This is a genomic window from Vibrio sp. M260112 (assembly GCF_036533775.1).
Lineage (GTDB): Bacteria > Pseudomonadota > Gammaproteobacteria > Enterobacterales > Vibrionaceae > Vibrio.
This window is the reverse complement of the sequence record NZ_JATABH010000163.1, coordinates 1-1,036: the sequence shown is the minus strand read 5'-3', so window position 1 is coordinate 1,036 and position 1,036 is coordinate 1. Positions and strand designations below refer to the sequence as shown.

The 1,036-nt window shown below is 43.5% G+C and carries 1 protein-coding gene; it reads right to left on the bottom strand.

What is annotated here, in order from left to right:
• Window positions 1-14: 14 nt before the first annotated feature.
• Window positions 15-1,036 (bottom strand): IS630 family transposase (locus tag QTN95_RS20830; RefSeq protein WP_331418876.1); only part of this gene is annotated, 1,022 nt, incomplete at its 5' end.

Sequence of the window (1,036 nt, the reverse complement as noted above, 5' to 3'; positions counted from 1 at the left end):
CTAAATAGCTGATCCTAATTATGCTTCACTTTTTGTACTCCATGACCACCGCTGGGAAACGATGAAATGTTATCCATAAAGTTTCGAACCCGTTTTAATAGTTGCCACATTGCTTTGCATTGATGATTCCGAGTTACTGTTTCATGTAAGGCATGCCAGAGCTTCTCTATTTTGTTTACCCACGGGGAATACACTGGCTGAAAAAGTAAAATAAACTTCGGATTTTTCTCTAACCAACCCTGTGTCTTTTTACTTTTGTGAATGATGTAATTATCCACGATAAGCGTGATTGTTTTTGCACGGCGATACTGGCGTTTTAACTGCTCAAGAATGGCAATAAACAGCTCTGAGTGCTTATTGGCACTGCAAACATACGAGACTTTTCCCGTCTTAGCATGTAGAGCACCTGCTAGATAGTGTTTGGCATTTTGTCCCGGTGTCGCCACTTTCTTTTGCTGACCTTTGGGCATCCAATCTGCTCCAATTTTAGGGTTTAAGTGGATATCGACCTCATCTTCATAAAACACTGGATTGTCAGCATCGCAACACTCCAATGCCTTTTTGATTCTGGCGAGTTTTGCTTCTTTATCTGGGTCTTTGATATGCAATGTTGGCGAGGCTCTTCGCCAGACAATTCCAAGCTTAGGTAACCATCGACGAATGGTCGATGAGTGTACTTTAAGTCCAAATATCCGATTAACCTCAATCGCCATCAGCTCTGTACTCCAACGTGAACGCTGATATCCCAGACTTTGAGGATTAAGCGTTAATAAAGTCGTCAATATTGCGGCAATTTGAAGAAAAGGTAGCGTCGCAGGTCTACCTCGGGTTGAACTTTCCAAGCCCTCGATACCGCATTCCGTGTACCAGTTAACCCAGCGTCCTATGGAAGAGCGGGCAGCAACCAGAAGCTTTGATACAGTGGTAACGGAATACCCTTGTGAAAGAAGTAATATGGCATTCAAGCGGCGGCAATGGTCTTTATCCTTAGTCTTATGTATCTTTTTAGCGATACGACGTCGCTCTGCGCGGTCAG